The 18,297-nt window shown below is 71.6% G+C and carries 12 protein-coding genes and 1 pseudogene; 9 read left to right on the top strand and 4 right to left on the bottom strand.

The genetic code is table 11. The features are described 5' to 3' along the window. Positions 1-29: 29 nt before the first annotated feature. The 5 genes from QFZ74_RS04705 to QFZ74_RS04685 are packed head-to-tail and all read left to right on the top strand — an operon-like array spanning position 30 to position 7,958. On the top strand, positions 30-2,903 hold the full coding sequence (locus QFZ74_RS04705) for a nitrate- and nitrite sensing domain-containing protein (protein WP_307619509.1): 2,874 nt from the start codon (positions 30-32) through the stop codon (positions 2,901-2,903). After that, complete coding sequence (locus tag QFZ74_RS04700; RefSeq protein WP_307619508.1) at positions 2,900-3,334, top strand: roadblock/LC7 domain-containing protein; 435 nt, start codon at positions 2,900-2,902, stop codon at positions 3,332-3,334. The genes QFZ74_RS04705 and QFZ74_RS04700 overlap by 4 nt, the downstream gene beginning before the upstream one ends. A 9-nt stretch (positions 3,335-3,343) precedes the next feature. Then, on the top strand, positions 3,344-3,733 hold the full coding sequence (locus tag QFZ74_RS04695) for a DUF742 domain-containing protein (protein ID WP_307619507.1): 390 nt from the start codon (positions 3,344-3,346) through the stop codon (positions 3,731-3,733). Positions 3,734-3,757: 24 nt separating this feature from the next. Beyond that, the gene (locus QFZ74_RS04690; RefSeq protein ID WP_307619506.1) at positions 3,758-7,372 is read left to right on the top strand and encodes a hydantoinase B/oxoprolinase family protein; all 3,615 of its coding nucleotides are present in this window, start codon (positions 3,758-3,760) and stop codon (positions 7,370-7,372) included. Continuing rightward, positions 7,353-7,958 (top strand): ATP/GTP-binding protein, encoded by a 606-nt coding sequence (locus tag QFZ74_RS04685; RefSeq protein ID WP_307619505.1) that lies wholly within the window; start codon positions 7,353-7,355, stop codon positions 7,956-7,958. The genes QFZ74_RS04690 and QFZ74_RS04685 overlap by 20 nt, the downstream gene beginning before the upstream one ends. Before the next feature lie 157 nt (positions 7,959-8,115). Here QFZ74_RS04685 and glpK read toward each other — a convergent pair whose 3' ends face one another. The 3 genes and pseudogenes from glpK to QFZ74_RS04670 form a co-directional block, all read right to left on the bottom strand. Further along, on the bottom strand, positions 8,116-9,636 hold the full coding sequence (gene glpK / locus QFZ74_RS04680) for a glycerol kinase GlpK (protein ID WP_307619504.1): 1,521 nt from the start codon (positions 9,634-9,636) through the stop codon (positions 8,116-8,118). A 21-nt stretch (positions 9,637-9,657) separates the two neighbouring features. Beyond that, a complete protein-coding gene (locus QFZ74_RS04675) occupies positions 9,658-10,395 on the bottom strand; it encodes an MIP/aquaporin family protein (RefSeq protein ID WP_307619503.1) in 738 nt (245 codons plus the stop codon). 467 nt (positions 10,396-10,862) lie between these two features. Then, positions 10,863-11,189: pseudogene (locus QFZ74_RS04670) on the bottom strand (diguanylate cyclase); the annotation flags it as partial. Between the two features lie 134 nt (positions 11,190-11,323). Here QFZ74_RS04670 and QFZ74_RS04665 point away from each other — a divergent pair. Together QFZ74_RS04665 and QFZ74_RS04660 are read left to right on the top strand one after the other, a co-directional pair. Further along, a complete protein-coding gene (locus QFZ74_RS04665) occupies positions 11,324-12,133 on the top strand; it encodes a M15 family metallopeptidase (protein WP_307619502.1) in 810 nt (269 codons plus the stop codon). A 61-nt stretch (positions 12,134-12,194) separates the two neighbouring features. Then, positions 12,195-12,731 (top strand): NUDIX domain-containing protein, encoded by a 537-nt coding sequence (locus QFZ74_RS04660; RefSeq protein ID WP_307619501.1) that lies wholly within the window; start codon positions 12,195-12,197, stop codon positions 12,729-12,731. A 9-nt stretch (positions 12,732-12,740) separates the two neighbouring features. Here the strand turns inward: QFZ74_RS04660 and QFZ74_RS04655 are convergent, their stop codons facing one another. Next, positions 12,741-15,101, bottom strand: a complete 2,361-nt coding sequence (locus tag QFZ74_RS04655) for a TIM-barrel domain-containing protein (RefSeq protein WP_307619500.1) — start codon at positions 15,099-15,101, stop codon at positions 12,741-12,743. A 214-nt stretch (positions 15,102-15,315) separates the two neighbouring features. Between QFZ74_RS04655 and QFZ74_RS04650 the strand changes: the two genes are divergently transcribed. Then, positions 15,316-17,283 (top strand): acetoacetate--CoA ligase, encoded by a 1,968-nt coding sequence (locus QFZ74_RS04650; RefSeq protein WP_307619499.1) that lies wholly within the window; start codon positions 15,316-15,318, stop codon positions 17,281-17,283. Between the two features lie 120 nt (positions 17,284-17,403). Further along, positions 17,404-18,297: a hypothetical protein gene (locus QFZ74_RS04645; protein WP_307619498.1), complete on the top strand. Its 894-nt coding sequence runs from the start codon at positions 17,404-17,406 to the stop codon at positions 18,295-18,297.

Raw genomic sequence — 18,297 nt, 5'->3', positions numbered from 1 at the left:
TCGGAGGGGGGACCGAGCTGGGGGAGGCCATGCGCTTTCGCGGGACCTCGATCCGCCGGAAGATCGTGGCGCTGCTTCTCGTGCCGCTGGTGTCCCTGACCGCCCTGTGGGGCTTCACGACGGTGCTGACGGCGCGCCATGTGACGCGGCTCGTGCACGCCTCGCACATCGCGGAGAAGATCGCCCAGCCCACCGAGGGCGCCGTCCGCGCCCTCCAGCGGGAACGCCGCCAGACCCTCGTCTATCTCGCCGACCCGCGCGCCTCCGACGCCCGCATGGCCCTGAGCCGCACCAGGTCCGCCACCGACGACGCCCTCGTCGAGATCCGGCACAACGCCAAGGATCCCGGCGTCCGCGACGCGCTGGACGCCAAGGACAGCGAACGCCTCACCGCGGTCCTGGACGCCTTCGGCGGCATCGGGCCCCTGCGCCGCAGCGTCGAGGCGGGCACGGTCACCCGCGTCCAGGCCTTCGACCTCTACAACCACGTCGTCGACCCCTGCTTCGCGCTGCTGTCGAGCCGGGACGGCATCGACGACGTGGACGTGGACCAGCAGGCCCGCTCCCTGGTCAACGTCGCGCGCGCCCGTGAACTCCTCTCCCGCGAGGACGCGTTGCTCGGCTCCGCCCTCGTCGTCGGGACCCTCTCCCGCAACGAGATCCGCCAGGTCTCCGACCTCGTCGCCCAGCGCACCCTGCTGTACGACATCAGCCTGCCGCTGCTCCCGGCGCCGGAACGCGAACGGTACGAGCGCTTCTGGAACGACGCCTCCACCGCCCCGCTCCGCACGGCCGAGGACGCAGTCGAGGCCTCCGGACCCGGCGCACCGCGCGGTCTCGGCGCCGAGAACTGGGATGCCACCGCGGCCAACGTCCTCGACGATCTGAGCGCGCTCGACGACCAGGCCGGCGACCGCTACCGCGACCGCGTCCACCCCCTCGCCCTCGGCATCATCGTCCAGGCGGCCGTCGCCGGCGTCCTCGGCCTGGTCGCCCTCCTGCTCTCCGTCATCCTGTCCGTACGCATCGGCCGCCGCCTCGTACGCGACCTGCGGCAGCTGCGCCGCGAGGCACACGAGGCCTCCGGTGTCCGGCTGCCCGGCGTGATGCGGCGGCTGGCCACGGGCGAGCAGATCGACGTGGAGACCGAGGCCCCGCGCCTGGAGTACGACAAGAACGAGATCGGCGAGGTCGGCCAGGCCCTCAACACCCTGCAGCGCGCCGCCGTCGAGGCCGCCGTCAAGCAGGCCGAGCTGCGCGCCGGGGTCTCCGAGGTCTTCGTGAACCTCGCCCGGCGCAGCCAGGTGCTGCTGCACAAGCAGCTCACCCTGCTCGACACCATGGAGCGCCGGACCGAGAACACCGACGAACTCGCCGACCTGTTCCGGCTCGACCACCTCACCACGCGCATGCGCCGGCACGCCGAGGGCCTGGTCATCCTGTCCGGTGCCGCCCCCTCGCGGCAGTGGCGCAAGCCCGTCCAGCTCATGGACGTCGTCCGGGCCGCCGTCGCCGAGGTCGAGGACTACGAGCGCATCGAGGTCCGCCGACTGCCCCGCACCGCCGTCACCGGCCCGGCCGTCGCCGACCTCACCCACCTCGTGGCCGAACTGCTGGAGAACGCCACCATGTTCTCGCCGCCGCACACCGCGGTCCAGATCCTCGGTGAGCGCGTCGCCAACGGCTTCACGCTGGAGATCCACGACCGCGGCCTCGGCATGCCCGCCGAGACACTGCTGGACGCCAACCTGCGGCTCGCCGAGACACCGGAGTTCGAACTCTCCGACACCGACCGGCTCGGCCTGTTCGTGGTCAGCCGCCTCGCCCAGCGCCAGCGCGTGCGGGTGTCGTTGCAGCCGTCCCCCTACGGCGGCACCACGGCCGTCGTCTTCATCCCCGACACGCTGCTGACGGACGACATCCCCGACACCAACGGCGTCGGCTTCCGCCTCGACCGGGACCGGCCCGCCAGGACCGCAGGACCGGGGGAGCGCCGCAGGGACTCCCTGTCCCAGTCCGCCGGCCCCCGACCCGGTCTGCCGGCCTCGCTCCTCGACGGCCCCGTCGAACTGGACACGGCCGTCGACCTGGACGCGCTCGACGACTTCCCGGGCGCGCTCTCCGACGAGGACAGCGAACGCGGCACCCTCTTCCGCCCCCAGCGCTCCCTCGCCCGCGCGGAGGACGAGCATCAGCCGCCCCCCGGTTCCTCGGGCCCCGCCGGACGGCCGGACAGCCACGAGCGACCGGGCCCGCCCGCGCTGCCCCGTCGCCGGCCGCCCAAGCTGGTCAGCTCCCATGGCAGGCCCGTCACCGAGAACCGCCCCCGCCGCGACGAGACCGACGAGGCCTCCCCGGTCGGCTCGCGACCCGAACCGGGCACGTTGATGCCGCTGCCCATCCGCCGCCGGAACGCGACGACCACGGGCCCCGGCAGCCGCCCGGCCTCCCGCCTCGACGCGCACACGGCATCCGTGGCGAGCGATCCGGTTCCGGGCGAGCCGAGCGATCCGCGGGTGCCCGGGGAGCCGTCCGAGCCCGCCGCGCTCCCGAGGCGTATCCGCGACAGCGCGAGCGCTCCCGGTGGCCACGACCCGGCCGACACCGACAGCGCCCCGGCCAACGGCAGCAGCGCGGGCGGCGACACACCCGAAACCGGCGACACCGGAACGGCCCCGCTGCCCCGGCGCGTACGCCAGGCCAACCTGGCCCCCCAGCTGCGGCATGCACCCGAGCAGCGCCCCGAACCGGAGGGGCTGCCCGAGGACCGCGATGCCGACGAGGTCCGCAGCCGCATGTCCGCGCTCCAGCGCGGCTGGCAGCGCGGCCGTGAAGAGAACGCCGCGGGCGACGGAGCCCGGAACGGCACAGCACAAGGAACGAACGAGGGGGACGGTCGATGACCGCACCGAAGGCGACCGGCCACAGCACGACGAACCAGGGTGAGCTCAACTGGCTCCTGGACGACCTCGTGGAACGCGTCGCCAGCATCCGCAAGGCCGTCGTGCTCTCCAACGACGGCCTGTCCATGGGGGTGTCCAAGGATCTGACCAGGGAGGACAGCGAGCACCTCTCGGCCGTCGCCTCCGGCTTCCACAGCCTGGCCAAGGGCGTGGGCCGTCACTTCGAGGCGGGCAGCGTCCGCCAGACGGTCGTCGAGCTCGACGACGCCTTCCTGTTCGTGACGGCCGCCGGCGACGGCAGCTGCCTCGCCGTCCTCGCGGACGCGGACTCGGACGTCGGCCAGATCGCGTACGAGATGACGCTCCTCGTCAAGCGGGTCGGCGCGCATCTGCGGTCCGCACCGCGCGCCGATCTGCCCGCGGGCGGGTAGTTCGACGACATGAACGGAGCCGACCGGGAGGCAGGCCAATGGTTCGACGATGACGCCGGACCGGTCGTCCGTCCGTACGCCATGACGCGGGGCCGCACCACCACAGCGGCCCCGCAGCGCCTCGACCTGATCGCGGTAGTCGTCACTGAACCCCACGCCGACGACCCCGACCACACCCTGGCCCCGGAACATCTGGACATCGTCGACCTCTGCAGCACTGCCCCGCAGACGATCGCCGAACTCGCCGTGGAACTCGATCTCCCCATCGGCGTGGTACGCGTCCTCGTCGGGGACCTGGTGCACCAGGAACTCGTTCACATCACGCGCCCCGTGGCACCGGCGGAGCTGCCGGACGAGAGTATTCTGCGCGACGTGATCAACGGCCTCCGGGCGCTGTGACCGGCGCGGAATCGGAGTACTGACGTGACAGGCTGGCAGTTCTGGGTCGACCGAGGCGGCACCTTCACCGACATCGTCGCGCGACGCCCGGACGGCAGTCTGCTCACGCACAAACTGCTGTCCGACAACCCCCGTTACGCCGACGCGGCCGTCGCCGGCGTAACGGAACTCCTCGACGGCTCCACGGAGCCCGTCGACGCCGTCCGCATGGGCACGACGGTCGCCACCAACGCCCTCCTGGAGCGCACGGGCGAGCGCACCCTCCTGGTCCTCACCCGGGGCTTCCGCGACGCCCTGCGCATCGCCTACCAGAACCGCCCCCACATCTTCGCCCGCCGCATCGACCTGCCCGAGCCGCTCTACGAGCGGGTCGTCGAGGCCGACGAGCGGATCGCGGCCGACGGCACCGTCCTGCGCACCCCCGACCTGGACGCCCTGCGCGGCCCGCTCCAGGAGGCGTACGAGGACGGCATCCGCGCCGTCGCCGTCGTCTGCATGCACAGCCATCTCCACCCGGCTCACGAACAGGCCATCGGCGAGCTGGCCGCGGACGTCGGCTTCCCGCAGATCTCGCTGTCCAGCGAGGTGAGCCCGCTGATGAAACTCGTCCCGCGCGGGGACACCACGGTCGTCGACGCCTACCTGTCGCCCGTTCTGCGCCGCTACGTCGAGCACGTCGCCGACGAATTCCAGGGCGTGCGGCTCATGTTCATGCAGTCCAACGGCGGACTCACCGAGGCCGGCCAGTTCCGCGGCAAGGACGCCATCCTGTCCGGACCGGCGGGCGGCATCGTCGGCATGGCCCGGATGTCGCAGCTCGCCGGCTTCGACCGCGTCATCGGCTTCGACATGGGCGGCACCTCCACCGACGTCTCGCACTTCGCCGGTGCCTACGAGCGCGTCTTCACCACGCAGATCGCCGGCGTCCGGCTGCGCGCCCCCATGCTCGACATCCACACCGTCGCCGCGGGAGGCGGCTCGGTGCTCCACTTCGACGGCGCCCGCTACCGCGTCGGACCTGACTCGGCGGGCGCGGACCCGGGCCCCGCCTGCTACCGCGCGGGCGGCCCGCTCGCCGTCACCGACGCCAACGTGATGCTCGGCCGCATCCAACCCACGCACTTCCCACAGGTGTTCGGCCCCGACGGCGACCAGCCCCTGGACGACACGCTCGTCCGCGAGCGCTTCACCGACCTCGCCCGCGAGATCCGCGAGAGCACCGGCGACGACCGCACCCCGGAGCAGGTCGCCGAGGGCTACCTCCAGATCGCCGTCGCCAACATCGCCAACGCGGTGAAGCACATCTCGGTCCAGAAGGGCCACGACGTCACGCGCTACGCCCTGACCACCTTCGGCGGCGCGGGCGGCCAGCACGCGTGCCGGGTCGCCGACGCGCTCGGCATCCGCACCGTCCTGGTACCGCCCATGGCCGGCGTCCTCTCCGCGCTCGGCATCGGGCTCGCCGACACCACCGCCATGCGCGAGCAGTCCGTCGAGGCCCCCTTGGAGGCCGACGCCATGCCGGGCGTCCGGGAGACGGCCGACGACCTGGAACGCGCGGCCCGCGCCGAACTCCTCGCCGAGGACGTGCCGGAGGACCGCGTCGAGGTCGCCCGCCGCGCCCAGCTCCGCTACGACGGCACCGACACCACCCTCACCGTCGACCTGACCGAACCCGAAACCATGCGGCGGGACTTCGAAGAACGTCATCGCGCCACGTACTCCTTCACGCTCGACCGCCCGATCGTCGTCGAAGCCCTCTCCGTCGAAGCCACCGGCATCACCGCACCCCCCGATCTCTCCGCCCTCGCCCCGTACGAGGGCCGCACCGCCGCGCCCGAGACCGTCCGGCTGCACACCGGCGGTGCCTGGCACGACGTACCCCTCCACCGCCGCGAGGACCTGCCTCCCGGCGAGAGAGTCACCGGCCCTGCGATCATCACCGAGGCCAGTGCCACGACCGTCGTCGACGACGGCTGGCGGGCCGCGGCGACCGACGACGGGCATCTGGTCATGGAACGCGCGGCGATTACGGAGAGTTCCGAACTCGACACAAGAGTCGACCCCGTTCTGCTGGAGGTCTTCAACAACCTCTTCATGTCCATCGCCGAACAGATGGGCGCCCGGCTGGAGTCCACCGCCCAGTCCGTCAACATCAAGGAGCGCCTGGACTTCTCCTGCGCCCTGTTCGACCCGGACGGAAACCTCGTGGCCAACGCCCCGCACATCCCCGTCCACCTGGGTTCCATGGGCACCAGCGTCAAGGAGGTCATCCGTCGCCGCGGCGAAGCGATGCGGCCGGGGGACACCTACGCCGTCAATGACCCGTACCACGGCGGTACCCACCTGCCCGACGTCACCGTGATCACCCCCGTGTTCGGCACGGACGGTGACCGCGTCCTGTTCCACGTCGCCTCCCGGGGCCACCACGCCGAGATCGGCGGCATCGCCCCGGGCTCCATGCCGGCCGACAGCAGCACCATCGAGGAGGAGGGCGTCCTCTTCGACAACTGGCTGCTCGCCGAGAACGGCCGCTTCCGCGAGGAGGAGACCCTGCGCCTGCTCACCGAGGCGCCGTACCCCTCGCGCAACCCGCGGACCAACCTCGCCGACCTGCGCGCCCAGATCGCCGCCAACCACAAGGGCGTCGAGGAAGTCGGCCGGATGATCGAGAACTTCGGGCTCGACGTCGTCCAGGCCTACATGCGGCACGTCCAGGACAACGCCGAGGAAGCCGTCCGCCGCGTCGTCGACTCCCTCGACGACGGCGAGTACGCCTACGAGACCGACGCGGGCGCGACCATCCGCGTGCGCGTGCGCGTGGACCGCGACAACCGCCGCGCGACCATCGACTTCACCGGTACGTCCGCGCAGCTCGCCACCAACTTCAACGCCCCCTTCGCGGTCGTCAACGCGGCCTGCCTGTACGTCTTCCGCACCCTGGTAGCCGACGACATCCCGCTCAACGACGGCTGTCTGCGCCCCCTGGACATCATCGTGCCGCCCGCCTCCATGCTCGCCCCCGAGCCGCCGGCCGCCGTCGTCGCGGGCAACGTCGAGACCTCCCAGGCCATCACCGGCGCCCTCTACGCGGCGCTGGGCGTCCAGGCCGAGGGCTCCGGGACGATGAACAACGTCACCTTCGGAAACGAACGCCACCAGTACTACGAGACCGTCGCCTCCGGATCCGGCGCGGGCGACGGCTTCCCCGGTGCGAGCGTCGTTCAGACCCACATGACCAACTCCCGGCTCACCGACCCCGAAGTCCTGGAGTGGCGACTCCCCGTGCGGCTCGACGAGTTCGCGGTCCGGCGGGGGAGCGGCGGCGCCGGACGGTGGCCGGGCGGCGATGGCGCCGTGCGCCGCCTGCGGTTCCTGGAGCCCATGACCGTCTCCACCCTGTCCCAGCACCGCCGGGTCCCGCCCTACGGCATGGCGGGCGGCGCCCCCGGCGCGCTCGGCGCCAACCGGGTCGAGCGGGCCGACGGCTCCGTCACCGAACTCGCCGGAAGCGACTCGGCGGACGTCGGCCCCGGCGACGTACTCGTCATCGAGACCCCCGGTGGCGGCGGCTACGGCCCGCCGGCACCCGACCCCGATCAAGCAGGAGAAGAGACCGATGACCTTCGGGCGCTCTGAGCGCGGCAAGCCCCCGGTCGAACCCGTCACCTTCAAGATCCTGGTGGCCGGCGGCTTCGGCGTGGGCAAGACCACCCTCGTCGGCGCGGTGAGTGAGATCAGACCGCTGCGCACCGAGGAGATGCTCACCGAGGCGGGACGCCCGGTGGACGACGTGCGGGGCGTGGAGGGCAAGCACACCACCACCGTGGCCATGGACTTCGGCCGTATCACCCTGCGCGAGGACCTGGTGCTCTACCTCTTCGGCACGCCCGGGCAGGAGCGGTTCTGGTTCATGTGGGACGAGCTGGCCGAGGGTGCGCTCGGCGCCGTCGTCCTCGCGGACACGCGCCGGCTGGAGGACTGTTTCGCCGCCGTCGACTACTTCGAGCGGCGCTCCATCCCCTTCGTCATGGGCGTCAACTGCTTCGAGGGAGCCGACCGCTACCCGGCCGAGACCGTCCGCCAGGCCCTCGACCTCGACCCGGACGTGCCGCTCGTGCTGTGCGACGCCCGGGACCGCGAGTCGGTCAAGGAGGTGCTCATCGGGGTCGTCCAGCACGCGATGACGTCCGCCGCGCGGCGCCGCGCGGCAGTGGCCACCTGACACCGGCGTACGGCTGACCTTCCCGTACGGCTGACAACCGCGTACGGCCCGTCCCCCTTCCCGACCGGGGTACGGGCCGCAGCGCGCGCCACGCGCCCACGCGCGCGTGCGGCCCCTCATGCGCAGACGCGTGTGAAGTCACCGCACGCGCGCGTGCCTAGCTCTCGCCCTCTCCCATCCAGCCGAAGCTCTTCTCCACGGCCTTGCGCCAGTTCTGGTACTCCCGGTCGCGCACCGACGCCTCCATCGCGGGCGTCCACTCCGCGTCCTTCTGCCAGTGCGACTTCAGCTCGTCGAGGCCGTTCCACACGCCCGTCGCGAGACCGGCCGCGTACGCGGCGCCCAGACAGGTCGTCTCGGAGACCCTGGGCCGGATCACCGGCACCCCGAGCACATCGGCCTGGTGCTGCATGAGCAGGTTGTTCTTCGTCATGCCGCCGTCCACCTTCAGGGTGGTGATCCGTACCCCGGAGTCCTGGTACATGGCGTCGACGACCTCCCGCGTCTGCCAGCTCGTCGCCTCCAGCACCGCGCGCGCGAGGTGCGCCTTGGTGACGTACCGGGTCAGGCCGGTGACGACCCCGCGCGCGTCCGAGCGCCAGTAGGGCGCGAACAGGCCGGAGAAGGCGGGCACGATGTAGGCGCCGCCGTTGTCCTCGACGCTCGCCGCCAGGGTCTCGATCTCGTCCGCCGCACGGATGATGCCGAGCTGATCGCGGAACCACTGCACCAGGGCACCCGTGATCGCGATCGAGCCCTCCAGGCAGTAGACCGGCGCCTCACTGCCGATCTTGTAGCCCATCGTCGTCAGCAGCCCGCTCTTGGACGGGACGGGCTGGTTGCCGGTGTTGAGGAGCAGGAAACTGCCCGTGCCGTACGTGTTCTTGGCCGTCCCGACGTCGTAGCAGGCCTGCCCGAACACCGCCGCCTGCTGGTCGCCCAGCGCCGACGCGACCGGCATACCTGCGAGTTGGCCGACGGCCGTCCCGTAGACCTCGGCGGACGATCTGATCTCGGGGAGGACCGCCTCGGGGATGTTCATCGCGGAGAGGATCGACGCGTCCCACTGGAGGGTGCTGAGGTTCATCAGCATGGTGCGCCCGGCGTTCGTCACGTCGGTGACGTGCCGGCCGCCCTCGGTGCCGCCCGTGAGGTTCCAGATCAGCCAGGAGTCGATGGTTCCGAACGCGATCTCACCCCGCTCGGCGCGCTCCCGGAGCCCCGGCACGTTGTCGAGCAGCCAGGCCGCCTTGGGCCCGGAGAAGTAGCTGGCCAGCGGTAGGCCGGTCTGGTCGCGGAAGCGGTCCTGCCCGTCGCTGCCGCCGAGTTCGGTGCACAGGGCCGCGGTGCGGGTGTCCTGCCAGACGATCGCGTTGTGCACGGGTCTGCCCGTCGCGCGGTCCCACAGGACGGTCGTCTCGCGCTGGTTGGTGATGCCCAGCGCGCTCAACTGGTCGGCACGCAGCCCGGCCTTGGCGAGGGCGCCGGCGACCACCGCCTGGACTTTGGACCAGATCTCGGTGGCGTCGTGCTCCACCCAGCCGGGCCTGGGGAAGATCTGGCGGTGCTCGCGCTGGTCGACGGCGACGATCGCGCCACCGTGGTCGAAGATGATGCAGCGGCTGGAGGTGGTGCCCTGGTCGATGGCGGCGACGTACTTCTCGGCGGTGTCCGTCATGGCTACCCCTTGGTGGCTGGATCAGAAGGCTGCGTTGTAGACGAGGCCCGCGAGCGCCCCGCCGACCAGCGGACCCACGACCGGGATCCAGGCGTAACTCCAGTCGGACGTGCCCTTGTTCGGAATCGGCAGGAAGGTGTGCACGATGCGCGGGCCGAGGTCGCGCGCCGGGTTGATCGCGTAGCCCGTGGGCCCGCCGAGGGACAGCCCGATGCCGACGACGAGCAACGACACGGCCAGCACGGTGGTGCCGGACTCGCCGAGCCCCTTGGTCAGCCCGAAGGCGAGGAGGGGCAGTACGAGCGCGGCCGTGGCGATGATCTCCGTGATGAGGTTGGCGACCGGGTTCCGGATCTCCGGGATGGTGGAGAAGATCCCGAGGGTGGGCGTCGGCTCCTCCGTGGAGCCCTCTTCGCGCACGTTCGCCTGGAACTGGGCGAGATAGACGAGGTAGGCGAGCACGGCGCCGAGCATCGCGCCGACCATCTGGCCCAGCAGGTACACCCAGACCTTGTCCCACTTGCCCGTGTCGACGGCGATGCCGATGGTGACGGCGGGATTGAGGTGCGCGCCGGAGAGGGGAGCGGCGGTGTACGCCCCCGCCAGCACGCCGAATCCCCAGCCGAAGGCGATCACGATCCAGCCCGAGGCCCGGGCCTTTGAGTATCTGAGGGTGACCGCGGCGCAGACACCGGCACCGAAGAGGATCAGGATCGCGGTGCCGATGATCTCGCCGACGAATATGTCTCCGTTGCTCATGGCGGCTCCTATGCGATGGCCCCGGGGGCCGGCCCCGGTCGTCCGTGCAGGAACGGTTTCCTTGGCGACGTCGGCCGAGGGCAGGGAGAGTGCAGCGCCCTGATCGGCGTCCGTCACGAGCGTGCCGTCGCAGCCGAATCGCCCGTGGGAGAACGGGCCATGGCGCAGAAGAGGCCCGCGGCTCAGTGCTGGAGTGCCTGGATCGCGCGGAGAGAGTGCGGCGATGTCGACCGACACCGGGAAGTGTTCACCGGCGCCCTGGGAGCGTCAAGGTCGTGGACGGCAACGGTCACAGCGACTCGGGCGTGGCTGCCAGGAACCCGCAACTCCGTTATGTCGCCGTGCTCCTCAGCCGCGAGGCTCCGTCCTGGTGTACGGCGCCCGGGCCGGCGTGCACGCCGCGCCCCGCCGGATCTCGTGGCCCGGCAGGCCGGCGCGGCCGAGCACCCAGCTCGCACCGCTCAGGGACTGTACGGCGGGACGATGTCGAGCGTCACCTCGCACGGCGACCGGCCCGCCGCGCGGACCGCGTCGTGCAGCGGACCGAGGCCGCCGAGATCGGCGAGCGTGCCGGCGAACACGTTCACGTGCAGCGGCAGCATCCGTTCCCTGCGGACGGCCGAGCCGAACGCCAACACGGCCACCCGGCTGTCGACTTCGGGATCGCGGCACGCCTCGGCCAGCACGTCGCCGGTCTCCGGGCGGGCCAGGACCTCCAGCGCCGTGACCGCGCCGGTGGCCAGACTGACCACCGGCTGAAAGGCGAAGCGGAGACTGTCCGACCAAGAAGCCACGGCAGCATGATGACGCCGCACGCGCCCGCCCGGGCCCAGTTCATGACACGTTCACGCGTGATTCCGCGGATCCCCGGTGCCGGCGCGCACAAGTGCTTCCCCCGCACGCTCCCCTCCTGATAGATGCAGGGGACATGACACGACTCTCCCGTGCCGCGCGCGGTCTCGTCACCGCCGTCGCCGCCCTGCTGACCGTGACCGCCGCCTCCACCACCGCCAGGGCGACACCCGAACCGAAGGCGCCGAAGGACTTCGTGGCCCTGAGCACCGTGGACCCCACGATCGTCCAGGAGATGCGCTACTTCACCCCGCACAACTTCGTCGGCGAGCGGGTCGACGGCTATGAGCAGCCGATCTGCATCCTCACCCGCCCCGCCGCCGAGGCGCTCCAACAGGCCCAGAAGAGCCTGCTGCGCCAGGGCTACACCCTCAAGGTGTACGACTGCTACCGGCCGCAGCGCGCCGTCGACCACTTCGTCCGCTGGGCCGAGGACCTCAACGACCAGGCAATGAAGGGCGAGTTCTACCCGAACGTCGACAAGACCCGGCTCTTCGCCGACGGCTACATCGCGGAGAAGTCAGGACACAGCCGCGGCTCCACCATGGACCTGACGATCGCCAAGCTCCCGGCGCGCCCCACCCACCCCTACGTCCCCGGTCAGACCCTCGTGCCCTGCTACGCGCCCAAGGACCAGCGTTTCCCGGACAACTCCGTCGACATGGGCACCGGCTTCGACTGCTTCGACACGCTCGCCCACACCCTGGACCCGCGCATCCAGGGTGAGCAGCGCGCCAACCGGCTCCTGCTCAAGAGCACCCTGGAGAACCTCGGCTTCGTGAACCTTGCCGAGGAGTGGTGGCACTACACCTACAAGCCCGAGTCCTACCCGAACACGTACTTCGACTTCCCCGTCTCCCGGAAGTCACTGACCGCAGCCCGGTGACGCGGCCGCGCGCGGGTTGGCGGTCGGAAGAAGGCGGTCTCTGATCGGATACAGTCCGCGCGTGTCCGAAACCAAGCGGCAAGTCGTCAACTCCGTGCCGAACTCGCACTGTTCGAGCTGTGGATCGCCCTACGGCGCGGACATCTCCGGCTGGCCCCGCATCTGCCCGGCCTGCGAGGCCGTCGCCTACCGCAACCCGCTGCCGGTCGCGGTCGCCCTCCAGCCCGTGTACGACACCCAGGGCACCGCCCTGGTCGTCATCACTCGGACCGTCGAGCCCGCGCGCGGGGCAACGGCCCTCCCCGGCGGCTACGTCGACGACCGCGAGGACTGGCGGCAGGCCGTCGTCCGCGAGCTCAGGGAGGAGACGGGCATCGACGTGGCCGCCCGGGACGTCCGGCTCGCCGACGCGATGAGCTCACCGGACGGACACCTGCTGCTCTTCGGGCTGCTCCCGGAACGCCCCGCCGACAGCCTGCCGCCGTCGGCCGCCACCGACGAGACCGAGGGCTGGCACCTGCTGCGCAGGCCCGAGGAACTGGCCTTCCCACTGCACACGCTGGCCACGCGCGCGTGGTTCGAGGGCCGCTACGTCTGAGGCGAGGGCTCAGCCGAGGCCCCGTACTCGCACCGGACAGGGCGGCTCGCTCACGCCCTCCTCGCTCTCCCGGCCGACGACCACCCGCCGGCCCTCCCAGCGGGCGACGTACCGCTCGATCTCCGGCTCGCCCCACCCGTCCCCCGCATCCGGCACGACGAGCCCGCCCCCGGTGCGGCCACGCGCCGGCGCCCACACCTCCAACTCGAGCCCGCCGTCGTCGCTGCGTACCGGAACCACCGCACCCGCGCGCGCGAGCACCGGTATCCGCGACCGCGGGGCGTCGACCAGAACCTGCCCCGGCCCCTCGTACGCCTGCTCCGTGACCGTGTCGTACCAGCGCCCGCGGGGCAGCTGCACCGCACGCCGGTCCGCCCCCGGATCGAGCACCGGTGCCACCAGGAAGCAGTCGCCCAGCAAGAACGCGTCCTCGCAGTCACGCAGCGCCCGGTCCTCCGGCGCGCCCCACCACAGCGGCCGCACATAGGGCGCGCCGGTACGCCGGGCCAGATGCGCCAGCGTCATGAAGTACGGCAGCAGCCGCCGGCGTTCGACGAGCGCCGCGCGCGCGTGCTCCAGCACGTCGGGGCCGAACTCCCACGGCTCCCTGCGCCCCGCCCGCAGACTCGCGTGCGTCCGGAACAGCGGCAGGTACGCGCCCAGCTGGAACCACCGCAGGAACAGCTCCGGCGACGGACTCCCGTCGAAGCCGCCGATGTCCGGGCCCGAGTACGGCACCCCGCACAGCCCGAGCCCCAGTACCAGGGACAGGGACGCCCGCAGCCCCGGCCAGCCCGTGGCCACGTCGCCCGACCACGTGCCGCCGTAACGCTGGATGCCCGCCCAGCCGGAGCGGGAGAACAGGAACGGGCGCTCCTGGGGCGCGCGTTCGCGCAGCCCCTCGTAGCCCGCCCTGGCCATGCAGAGGGCGTACACGTTGTGCGCCTCCCTGTGATCGCCGCCGCGCCCCTCCAGGGAGTGCCGGGCCGAACGCGGCAACGTCGACTCACCGAAGGCGTGGAACGACGTCGGCTCGTTCATGTCGTGCCAGAAACCCGCGAAGCCCTGTTCCAGCCGCTCCTCGTAGAGCGCGCCCCACCACGCGCGCACGCGCGGGTGCGTGAAGTCCGGATAGACCGACTCCCCGGGCCACACCACACCCCGCACCGGCTCCCCGGCGGCGTCCCGCACGAAGGCGTCCACGGCCGACCCGCTGTCGTACACGGCGTTGCCGGGTGCGGCCTTCACGGCCGGATCGACGATCGACACCAGCCGGATCCCGTCCCGCCGCAGCTCCTCGGCGAGGACCGGCAGCTTCGGGAAGCGCTCCTGGTCGACGGTGAACACCTGGTGCGCGTCGTAGTGGTCGATGTCCAGATGGACGGCGTCCAGAGGCAGTCCGCGCTCCTGATAACCGGCGACGATCCGCCGCACCTCCTGCTCGCTGCCGAACCCCCAGCGGGCGTGATGATGTCCGAGCGCCCACGCGGGCGGCAGCGCCGGCGCCCCGGTCAGCGACGCCCAGGCGTGCAGCACGCGCGCGGGTGTCCCCACCACGACCCAGCAGCGCAGCGGACCGCCGTCCATCCGCAGCTCACACCGCCCGGCCCGGTCATGACCGGACCCGGCACCCTCCTCGCCCTCCCGGAGCGTCACCGTCCCGTCCCACGAAGTGTCATGGAACATCAGGTGCGCCCCGGCGTCGGCCACCACGAACTGGACCGGCATCGTCAGATACAGCGGATCGTCACCCCGACCGAAGGCATGCCCCGGGTCGGTGTTCCACAGCCGGTACGACCCGTCGCGCAGCCGGAGCCCCGACGCGCGGCCGCCCAGCCCGAAGAACCGCGCGTCGGCGGCCACCTCCGACCGCTGCATCCAACGCGCCGTGCCGCCGGCCACCGGCTCCCACCACCGGGGCGGCAGATCCCGGCGCAGCGTCACACCCCCGGGCGTGCACACCTCGACCGCACCGTGCCGGGAGACCACGATCGTCACCCGCTCCGCCACGACCCGCCAGCCGCCGTCCTTGTCCGGCTCCAGCACCACGCGCGGGTCCGGCTCGGGACAACGCCCCGCGAGCGCGTACGACGGCTCGGGACCAGCCCCGTCCCACCCCCAGAAGACCGCCCCGGTCACCGTCACGGTGATCCGCAGCTCCGAACGGCCGAACCGGATCACACCGCCCCCGGGTCCGGGCTCCGCGTCCTGGACCAACCCGGGCACGCGCGCGCGTTCGGCCCCGCGCGGAGGCAGCCCGACCGCGTCCGAACGCCGCCTGCGCCACGCCGCGCGCAGCGTACGCAACCCCTGGGCCGCCCGCGCCGAACCAACCACCTTCACCGAACGCACCAGGTCACGACCCTCCATACCGCTCACCCTGCCACCGACCACTCCACGCGCGCGTGTCGTTCAACTGCCGTTCACCCATGCCAGGACCACATCTTCCCGACGCGGACTGTGTGGGGCGCACCCTGGTGCAGAAGTCGATCACATGGCATCGTCCGTGTCAGCCGCGTCACGCGCACACCCCCAGCCCGTGCGCGAGCGACGCACACAACGCGCACAGTCCGGGAGCCGCCGCATGTCGACCGCGAACCCGCTGCCCCTGTGGCAGCCAGATCCGGAACGGATCGCCCAGGCACGCATCACCGAGTTCCAGGCCTGGGCCGCCGAGCATCACGGCGCACCCGCCGAGGGCGGCTATCCGGCGCTGCACCGCTGGTCCGTGGACCACCTGGAAGACTTCTGGACGGCCATCACCCAGTGGTTCGACGTCCAGTTCTCGACGCCCTACGCGCGCGTGCTCGGCGATCGCTCCATGCCCGGCGCCCAGTGGTTCACCGGGGCGACCCTGAACTATGCCGAGCACGCCCTGCGCGCCGCGTCCACGCGCGCGGGCGAGCCGGCCCTCCTGTACGTCGACGAGACCCACGAGCCGCGCCCGGTCACCTGGGCCGAGCTGCGCCGGCAGGTGGGCTCCCTCGCCGCCGAACTACGCGCCCTCGGCGTCCGCCCCGGCGACCGCGTCAGCGGCTACCTCCCGAACATCCCGCAGGCCGTCGTCGCCCTCCTGGCCACGGCCGCCGTCGGCGCCGTCTGGACCTCCTGCGCCCCCGACTTCGGCGCCCGCAGCGTCCTCGACCGCTTCCAACAGGTCGAACCCGTCGTCCTGTTCACCGTCGACGGCTACCGCTACGGCGGCAAGGAGCACGACCGGCGCGACACCGTGGCCGAACTGCGCCGCGAACTGCCCACCCTGCGCGCCGTCGTCCACATCCCCCTCCTTGGCACCGAGGCACCCGAAGGGGCACTGGAGTGGTCGGCCCTGACGTCGGCCGACACGGAACCCGTCTTCGAGCAGGTCCCGTTCGACCACCCCCTGTGGGTGCTCTACTCCTCCGGCACGACCGGTCTGCCCAAGGCCATCGTCCAGTCCCAGGGCGGCATCCTGGTCGAGCACCTCAAGCAGCTCGGCCTGCACAGCGACCTGGGCCCCGAGGACCGCTTCTTCTGGTACACCTCGACCGGCTGGATGATGTGGAACTTCCTCGTCTCCGGCCTCCTCACCGGCACGACGATCGTCCTGTACGACGGCAGCCCCGGCTATCCGGACACCGGAGCCCAGTGGCGCGTCGCCGAACGCACCGGAGCCACCTTCTACGGCACCTCCGCGGCGTACGTCATGGCCTGCCGGAAGGCGGGCGTGCACCCCTCACGCGACTTCGACCTGTCCTCGGTGAAGTGCGTCGCCACCACCGGCTCGCCCCTGCCGCCCGACGGGTTCCGCTGGCTGCACGACGAGGTCCGCGACGACCTGTGGATCGCCTCCGTCAGCGGCGGCACGGACGTCTGCTCCTGCTTCGCCGGCGCCGTCCCCACGCTCCCGGTGTACACGGGCGAGCTCCAGGCCCCCAGCCTGGGCACCGACCTCCAGTCCTGGGACCTGAGCGGCAGACCCCTCGTCGACGAGGTGGGCGAGCTGGTGGTCACCAACCCCATGCCGTCGATGCCGATCTACTTCTGGAACGACCCCGACGGCGGCCGCTACCACGACAGCTACTTCGACACCTATCCCGGCGTCTGGCGCCACGGCGACTGGATCACCGTCACCTCGCGGGGCTCCGTGATCATCCACGGCCGCTCCGACTCCACGCTCAACCGCCAGGGCGTCCGCATGGGTTCGGCCGACATCTACGAGGTCGTCGAACGCCTCCCCGAGATCAAGGAATCCCTGGTCATCGGCATCGAGCAGGCCGACGGCGGCTACTGGATGCCGCTGTTCGTGCACCTGACCCCCGGCGCCGTCCTCGACGAGGCCCTCCTGACCCGGGTCAAGCAGGCCATCCGCGAGCAGCTCTCGCCCCGCCACGTCCCCGACGAGATCATCGAAGTCCCCGGCGTCCCCCACACCCTCACCGGCAAGCGCATCGAGGTCCCGGTCAAGCGCCTCCTCCAGGGCACGCCGCTCGAGAAGGCCGTCAACCCGGGCTCCATCGACAACCTGGACCTGCTGGACTTCTACGAGGACCTGGCCCGCAAACGCGCCTGACCTCGCCAGCAACCAGCCCGAAGCCCTCGCCGCTCGTCGCGCGAGGGCTTCGGACGGTCACGTTGTCAGTGCCGTCGATTACGGTGAGTGAGCATTGATCGACCGTGCACAGGGGGAAACATGGCGCACACCGACCACCTGACGCTGCGACGCTTCCTGCGCCGCGAAATCGTCGGCACCATCGGCCTGCTGACCGACGAGCAGGACTTCCAGGCCATGCGGCGCTACCGCAGCTTCGCCTTCGACGACCACACCACCTATCTCCAACAAGTGGAGGCGCTCCTACGGACCCGCGCCGCACAGGGCAGCCACACCACACTGGCCCTGTTCGACCCGGAGGAGTACGCCGAGTTCTGCGCGGAAACCGGCCTCGACCCCGACGTCCCCACGAGCCGCACCCGCTTCACCGCCGAACTCGCGGCCATGGGAGCCACCGTCCCCTACGACGGCCAGGACATCGCCGACCTGGTCCCCGCACTCATTGACGAGGCCGTCCGGCAGGCCACCTGGGCCTGCGCCGGCAGCCTGCTCGCAGCACTCGGTTCCTGCGCCATCTGCGGCGAGGACATCGGCCGCGCCGCCATCAACCGTGCCTCCGACCTCGTCCTGCGCATCCTCGACACGGCGCCGCCCGGCGACCGGCACCTCGTCTGCAGCGTCTCGGCGACACCCGAAGCCCTCGTCTCCGTCCTCCACGCCGACCGGGAGATCGAGGGGACCACGCCGCTCGACGAGACCGAGATCCTCGAATTCACGACCGTCCTGGCCATGGGTATCGCCACCGGCGGCCCCGGCGGACTCGTCATGCGCACCAGCGACCCCGGCGCCCCGGACCGCATCTACGGCTGGCGGCTCCGCAAGGACCACCTGGAACCCCTCACCGCCGGCGAGGTCTTCGACGCCTACTGCACCGACATCGAATCCGGCGACCTCATCTCACCCGAATCAGGAGTCGACTACAGCACACCACCGGACCTGGGAGACCCGGACACGAAACCAGGCCACCGCCACTGA

This window comes from Streptomyces sp. V3I7 (genome assembly GCF_030817495.1).
Taxonomy (GTDB): Bacteria; Actinomycetota; Actinomycetes; order Streptomycetales; family Streptomycetaceae; genus Streptomyces.
This window is presented reverse-complemented; position numbering and strand designations above follow the sequence as displayed.

Excerpts from the sequence above, each read along its gene's own strand:
- QFZ74_RS04645 (WP_307619498.1), top strand. The coding sequence starts at position 17,404 with ATGGCGCACACCGACCACCTGACGCTGCGACGCTTCCTGCGCCGCGAA.
- QFZ74_RS04695 (WP_307619507.1), top strand. The coding sequence starts at position 3,344 with ATGAACGGAGCCGACCGGGAGGCAGGCCAATGGTTCGACGATGACGCC.
- QFZ74_RS04650 (WP_307619499.1), top strand. The coding sequence starts at position 15,316 with ATGTCGACCGCGAACCCGCTGCCCCTGTGGCAGCCAGATCCGGAACGG.
- QFZ74_RS04675 (WP_307619503.1), bottom strand. The coding sequence starts at position 10,395 with ATGAGCAACGGAGACATATTCGTCGGCGAGATCATCGGCACCGCGATC.
- QFZ74_RS04665 (WP_307619502.1), top strand. The coding sequence starts at position 11,324 with ATGACACGACTCTCCCGTGCCGCGCGCGGTCTCGTCACCGCCGTCGCC.
- QFZ74_RS04655 (WP_307619500.1), bottom strand. The coding sequence starts at position 15,101 with ATGGAGGGTCGTGACCTGGTGCGTTCGGTGAAGGTGGTTGGTTCGGCG.
- QFZ74_RS04705 (WP_307619509.1), top strand. The coding sequence starts at position 30 with ATGCGCTTTCGCGGGACCTCGATCCGCCGGAAGATCGTGGCGCTGCTT.
- QFZ74_RS04685 (WP_307619505.1), top strand. The coding sequence starts at position 7,353 with ATGACCTTCGGGCGCTCTGAGCGCGGCAAGCCCCCGGTCGAACCCGTC.
- glpK (WP_307619504.1), bottom strand. The coding sequence starts at position 9,636 with ATGACGGACACCGCCGAGAAGTACGTCGCCGCCATCGACCAGGGCACC.
- QFZ74_RS04700 (WP_307619508.1), top strand. The coding sequence starts at position 2,900 with ATGACCGCACCGAAGGCGACCGGCCACAGCACGACGAACCAGGGTGAG.